Source organism: Bradyrhizobium sp. WYCCWR15520, from assembly GCF_056174665.1.
The window spans coordinates 233,401-239,400 of the sequence record NZ_JBWBWM010000009.1 but is presented as its reverse complement, the minus strand read 5'-3'; the positions used below and the strand labels follow the sequence as shown (position 1 = coordinate 239,400).

The 6,000-nt window shown below is 58.1% G+C and carries 5 protein-coding genes, 1 tRNA gene and 1 pseudogene; 5 read left to right on the top strand and 2 right to left on the bottom strand.

Translation table 11 applies throughout. The features are described from left to right. Positions 1-311 precede the first annotated feature (311 nt). Entirely contained in the window at positions 312-1,256 is a 945-nt protein-coding gene (locus AC0QUY_RS12935; protein ID WP_475387109.1) for a cupin domain-containing protein, read from the bottom strand. Between AC0QUY_RS12935 and AC0QUY_RS12930 the strand changes: the two genes are divergently transcribed. From AC0QUY_RS12930 to AC0QUY_RS12910, 5 genes and pseudogenes are all read left to right on the top strand, one after another. Continuing rightward, a complete protein-coding gene (locus AC0QUY_RS12930; protein ID WP_475387110.1) occupies positions 1,200-1,325 on the top strand; it encodes a hypothetical protein in 126 nt (41 codons plus the stop codon). The genes AC0QUY_RS12935 and AC0QUY_RS12930 overlap by 57 nt on opposite strands. A gap of 164 nt (positions 1,326-1,489) precedes the next feature. Next, complete coding sequence (locus tag AC0QUY_RS12925; RefSeq protein ID WP_475387100.1) at positions 1,490-2,260, top strand: alpha/beta fold hydrolase; 771 nt, start codon at positions 1,490-1,492, stop codon at positions 2,258-2,260. A gap of 191 nt (positions 2,261-2,451) precedes the next feature. Continuing rightward, entirely contained in the window at positions 2,452-3,327 is an 876-nt protein-coding gene (locus AC0QUY_RS12920) for an alpha/beta fold hydrolase (RefSeq protein WP_475387099.1), read from the top strand. Between the two features lie 62 nt (positions 3,328-3,389). Beyond that, positions 3,390-3,883: pseudogene (locus tag AC0QUY_RS12915) on the top strand (DUF302 domain-containing protein). Between the two features lie 109 nt (positions 3,884-3,992). After that, the gene (locus AC0QUY_RS12910) at positions 3,993-4,520 is read left to right on the top strand and encodes a hypothetical protein (protein WP_475387098.1); all 528 of its coding nucleotides are present in this window, start codon (positions 3,993-3,995) and stop codon (positions 4,518-4,520) included. 895 nt (positions 4,521-5,415) lie between these two features. Here AC0QUY_RS12910 and AC0QUY_RS12905 read toward each other — a convergent pair. After that, positions 5,416-5,480, bottom strand: a tRNA-Glu gene (locus tag AC0QUY_RS12905). Between the last annotated feature and the right edge of the window lie 520 nt (positions 5,481-6,000).

The window sequence follows — 6,000 nt, the reverse complement described above, 5'->3', positions numbered from 1 at the left end:
GTTCAGATCGGCCGGAGCCGACTATTACGGGGTCCCGGTCGAGTTGGCTCAAAACCTGTAAAACGCAAAAAACCGACAGCAACGACGATGGAATACCCAACGAGCGCCTCGAAGCATTTCTGAAGGGAGCGTGAGCGGGAGGGATCGCTCTAATAACCAGCGGGACCTAACTTCGGCTCTGGGTCAATCGCGTCATCTTGGTCGTCGGTCGACTACTTCCGGTCTTCCCCTAACTGCGGACATCACGCTTCGGGACCACCACTTCCGAAAAGTGCCATAAGCGGACCCGCCGTGGGGTGGCCGCTACAAGGCTAATCGGCGACCGCTGCTTCCTGAACGTCCCCTTGCCTTTCGCCGCTGTTAGAGCGACGGGATGTTCGGTACCGGCCAGGTGATAGGCCGTGATATCGATGGAATAGCTTCGAAAACGCCGCCGCTGTCTCGTAACCAACCCGGCTGGCGATACGTGCGATGGGCTCATCGCTGGTTTCCAGCAGGAACGCCGCTTCCGCCATCCGGCGTTCGATCACATAACGGTGCATGGACTGGCCGACGAGCTTGGTAAAGCGCGCCGAAAATACCGAGCGGCCGAGCCCCACGCGCTTGCCAAGGTCGCTCAGGGTCCAGGGAAGCTCCGGGTTTTCGTGGATCAGCTTGAGCGCCGGTCCGATATGTGGGTCAGATATGGCCCCGAGCCAGCCGCCTTGTCCGGGACTGAGAGACGCGATCCAGCTTCGGAGCACCTCGACAAAGAGCACTTCCGTGAGTCGTGAAAGCGCGACGCGTTGGCCAGGACGCTCGAGCGCGGACTCGCTAACCATGCGGCGCAGGATTGCTTCAAGCCAACCACCGTCCGCCGTCGGCCTCAGCAAGAGCACGGGCGGAAGTAACTCCAGCACGCTGCCAAACAGCGGCCGTGACACCGTGAAATTGCCGCAGATCATGGTCGAGAGCGGCTTTGCACGGCTGCCGTGACGAACGACGCCAAGACGTGGCGACGATCGATCGATATCCATAATCCGCAAAGGCTTGGCCCGGCGATCCGAATAAAACACATGGGGCTCTCCGCGCGTGATGACGACAAAATCGCCTTCGGTCATCTGGATTTCCTGTCCCTGTCCGAGCGCGAGGGCCGCTGAGCCCTGGCTGAGATAGTGAAACAGAGCGTAGGGGCGCGCCGGCAACTCAAGATGCCAGGGATGGCCGAGCTCGAAGTGAAAGAGCAGCGTCCCGCCGAGACGAACGCGATCGAGCACTTGGGCGAGTATATCCATGTCGCCGACACTAGACCCGTGGACGATTGGACACAACATCCGGACGATTGATCTCTATCGTCCGAAAGGTCGGCAAACTAGGTCATGTCGCGGCGGGCCGACGTCACGTACGGCAACCATTTCGCCAATGGCAGATGGAAAAACCGCGACCTTGCTGGAAACGCCTGTCCATTCCTCCGGACTGTACTCGTCCGACATGCCAACAGGAAAAATCAATGCGAAATATCCTCCTCTCAGCCGCCACCGTACTCCTGGCCGGAACGACATTGGTCGGCTCCGTCCATTCCGCCGAACTGCCCAAGGGAGCAGCCCACAACATCGTGCTCGTGCACGGCGCTTTCGTGGACCAGACGAGCTGGCAGCCCGTTGCCGATATTCTCACGAAGAAAGGTTACAACGTCACGCTCGTGGAAAATCTCCTCACTTCGCTCGCCGCTGACGTCGATGCCACCAAACAGGCGCTCGTGAAGCAGGACGGCAGGACCGTTCTGGTCGGCCACTCCTGGGGTGGCGTGGTGATCACGCAAGCCGGCAACGATCCCAAGGTTTCGGCGCTGGTCTATGTTTCTGCCTTCGCGCCGGAGGTAGGCGAATCCCTGGCGTCGCTGGCAAAGGCCGGCCCGCCGACCGAAGGCGGCAAAGCGATCCATCCCGACGCGAAGGGTAATTTGTACATCGATCCCAAAGTGTTTCCGTCAGCCGTCGCGGCTGACCTTCCTCCCGAAATCGCTGAGCACCTGGCCAACTCGCAGCTTCCATTGAACCACGTTGCGTTCGAAGCCCCCGTCGACATTGCGGCCTGGCATGACAAGCCGACGTTCTATGTCATTAGCACGAAGGACAAAGTCCTCGCGCCCGAGGCCCAGAAGTCGTTCGCAGCCAGGATCAAGGCTCAGACGACGGAAGTCGCAGGCAGTCATGCCTCGCTCGTTGTCCATGCGAAGCAAGTCGCTGAGGTCATCGAAAAGGCAGCGCTCGCGAAGTGACGGTACCGCTCCCGGCGCTTTCGCGCCGGGAGCGCGCACGCTCGCTCGGAGAATGCAGAACGCCTCGGACCGCGATGGCGCAAACCAGCCAGGGCCGCGGAAGCGCCAGCGACATCCTGGAGGAAGGTTTCGGTCGTTGCCACACCGGTCCCCCATTCGACTTATTTTATTCCAAGCATCCGGAGGATGACATGACTCAACTCGACATCGCGAGCCAGGACGTTGCCGCGCTCGAAACGGCGCCGACCCGTTACATCGAGGGCCACAAAATCCGCTTCGCCTATCGCCGCCTCGGCCCCGCTACCGGAACGCCGCTGATTCTCCTGCAGCACTTCTCGGGCAACATCGACGCATGGGATCCCGCCGTCGTCAACGCTCTCGCCACCGATCGCCCTGTAATCGCGTTCGACAACGCCGGGGTCGGTCGCTCGACTGGCCAAACGCCTGACAATATCGCAGCGATGGCGAGAGATGCTGTCGCCTTCATTAATCTGCTTGGCCTTTCTGAGGTCGACCTGCTGGGCTTTTCTCTCGGCGGCTGCGTCGCCCAACAGATCGCCGCCGAGCACGAACGGCTGGTCCGGAAGCTCATCCTCGTCGGCACCGCGCCAAAAGGCGGAGAGGAGCACCTGTTAGCGGTTTTGCAGCAGGCGTTTTCTCAAACCGATGCGCCGGACCCCCGCCTGCCGCTGTTCTTCACGAGTTCGTCCGCCAGCCGGTCGTCCGGCTTGGCCTTCCTGAAGCGGACGAAGGTGCGTAAGGACGATCGGGACACAGATAACGGCCGCGCGGTAACCGATCCGCAGGCCAAGGCGCTGATCACCTGGTGCGCCACACCTGATCCCGGGCACGCCATTCTGCGTGCCATCCGCCAGCCCGCTCTTGTGGTCAGCGGCAGCCACGACACCATGCTGCCTGCGAACAACGCCTACACAATGTTCAAGGAACTAGGCAACGCTCAGCTGGTGCTCTATCCCGATTCAGGGCACGGCGCCCTGTTTCAGCACCACGAGATGTTCGTTAGCCACGTCCGGACCTTCCTAGATGCACAGCCCGCGGCGGCATGAACCCTGGCGCGTTCCGACGCGATCAGAGGCACTTTATCCATGAGAGTTGTTACGGAGGACAAATGACAATCGCTAAAGTCGAGGTGGAGCGTTTCAGCCTCACGAGCTTAAAACCATTCGATGCTGTTGTGGCCGCGCTAAAGTCGGCGGTCGGGCAACCCAACATGGTCGAATTTTTCAAGGAGACGAGGGCGACAAAATCCTTCCCGGATTTGGAACGCGTTGTACATGGCGGCCTCGGCCGAACGGACCTTATGCTCTTCGCAGAATTTGACTTGGGCGACATTCTGCGTCGCGAAACTGGATCCAAGACGCCTAAGATAATACGGATTGTGGTTGGCAATCCGCTCATCATGAAAGAAATGGTCAAGCACGTGCCCGATGCTGGCTCCTATGCTCCAGTCACAGTGCTGATCGATGAGCGTCCCGATGGCGTGCACATCTCTTACGACAAAATGGAGAGTTATCTGCTGCATTATGGCAGCTTGGAAGCCCTTGCCGTCGCCCGAACACTCGATACAAAATCACGACCTTGCTACGCGAATGTGCAAGCTAAAACGTTCTGGATGACGTCTTCGGCCGATGGAAGTGGGTAACTCATACCAATCGACGAACGCGACGGGCGTTGTCATGACGCGAGCCAGTATCGGAAGGGACATTCCTGCATGTACAAGACACTTCTTGTCACTCTCACTGCCTCGGCTCTTTCCGCCGGGGCTGTCGCGTTTGCTCCCGCCGTCAGGAAAGAGCCGCTGGATGCTGCGACCCTCAGCGCGATAAAATCGAAGTTCGGCAGGCTGATGGAATTGGCCAATAACCACGATTTCAAGGCTCTGCATGGGATGTTCTGGCAATCGCCCTCGACACTATTGGTGGCTAAGAGCGCGATCCAGTCTGAGGGGAACTGGGCCGGCTTTTGGGGCAACGATGCGGTTGATCAGAAGCTCCACGATATCGGTAGCTCCGGTCCGGTCGTGCTCGAGCCAGATTATTCCAAGCTCAAGGTTGTCGGCCTGACCCGCGACGTCGCCGAGTCCTACGTGCCGATGAACATCACGGTCTCTTATGCGGGGCAGGATGGAACAGCCAGGCCGTTTCTAATGATCATCAATTGGCTTCGCGTCGGGAAGGACTGGAAGGTCGCTTCCGAAATCATTCTGCCGGTGCCGCCCGTACCCGCCGCGAAGGACTAGGCGCGAAGCCTCGACTGTTCGGCACCGACGCCTCCTGCGTCAGGTCCGCTATGGGTCTTGGCCGTGTAAAAACGCGAAGACGCTCAATCGCGATAGAAGAAGTTGTTCGTCCGAGACCGCCTTAGTCGCTCAACGCGCAAGCGGATTGAACTTAGAGGTCGAACTGGAAAATATCATTCTTCGCCGCGTTTCGATTTTTGAGTTTTTACACAGCCAGGGTCAATCGCGTCACTTTGACGGTGCGCCGCTCACTTCCGGTCTGCCCCCAACTCCGGACATGCCGCTGCACCGCGCTAGTTTAGCGCTCATCGCGATCCGAACGCTCTGCACCCGAATTTTGTCCGCCGAGCGAACCCCAGCACTCAGGAAATCCTCACAGGAAATGGCTGCGCCTGCAAGACGAGGCTTTTGATCGATCAAAGGAAGAGTTCGCAAAGCATTTCAAAACCAAATACCCCGGCGAAGACCCGCCGTCCGATCAGACCGATGTCGCAAAGACCTTTGGCATTAACGTCGAGTTCATTGCGGAGAACGGCGGCGAGGCTAGTTTCAGAATGAAAAAGTCGGAGCAGTAGCTGATTTTTTTATGATAAGTACCCCACCCTGTTTGGGGGGGCCCCACGGCTCCGACTACCGAGTAACAAAAGGCTGTTTTCCGTCGAGGGAAACCGCGGTCGATTTGGATAAATGCACCGTCGTTTCCCATCCCATAAAAGAAAGGGGAATTTCCTTTAATGGCCAGAATCGAGAGTTGTGCCTGATTTCAAGGGCAAAAAATGCGTCGGAAAATTCGGAGAAATTCGGATTATTGGGTCGAAGCCAATCCGGCTGCTCACCCGGTGCCTACCTACGGCAGGACCGGAAACAGGAAAATTCAAGAAATGCCTGATTTTATTGGCGCTCCCTAGGGGAATCGAACCCCTGTTTCAGCCTTGAGAGGGCCAAGTCGATCCGCTCGATGATCATCCTGAAAAGAGTTCGGCGATAGAGACCTATAGATGTCAATCCCGACTCGTCTGCACGAGCAGGCGTGACCGCACCAGTTTCGCACCAGAAACGACCCAACCGAAGCGCAACGTACGCGATCGGATTGGGACAAAAAGACAGCAACATCAACGAAGCCGATCGTTATCCCGCCGCTCATAACGGTCTGGTTGCAGGTTCGAGTGCTTTCCGAACCAACAACGAAATCGATAGCTGTCCAGAGCCCTGTTTGCGGTCGCGGTGGGCTCTCGCCCCAAGTATCGGCAAAGCGCCTTCATTGTCAGAGCGGGCTGCGTGCATCGCCCCTTACGCCGAAAAATTCGACAATCAAAACCGGGGGCAGCTTCTCTCCTTTTTGTTCGCCGTGGCACCCAATCGTACGATTAGTTTATAGCCGCCGTTCCACTCTTGGCGTCACCTGAGCATGATGCTCGGGATGATCAACACGTCCGACATTTTTTCGATTAGCGAAAACGCAAGTGCATGTACCTCGTCT

Bases quoted from the DNA above. Each gene is read 5' to 3' on its own strand.
- AC0QUY_RS12930 (WP_475387110.1), top strand. From the start codon at position 1,200: ATGGCCGAGCTCGAAGTGAAAGAGCAGCGTCCCGCCGAGACGAACGCG.
- AC0QUY_RS12925 (WP_475387100.1), top strand. From the start codon at position 1,490: ATGCGAAATATCCTCCTCTCAGCCGCCACCGTACTCCTGGCCGGAACG.
- AC0QUY_RS12920 (WP_475387099.1), top strand. From the start codon at position 2,452: ATGACTCAACTCGACATCGCGAGCCAGGACGTTGCCGCGCTCGAAACG.
- AC0QUY_RS12910 (WP_475387098.1), top strand. From the start codon at position 3,993: ATGTACAAGACACTTCTTGTCACTCTCACTGCCTCGGCTCTTTCCGCC.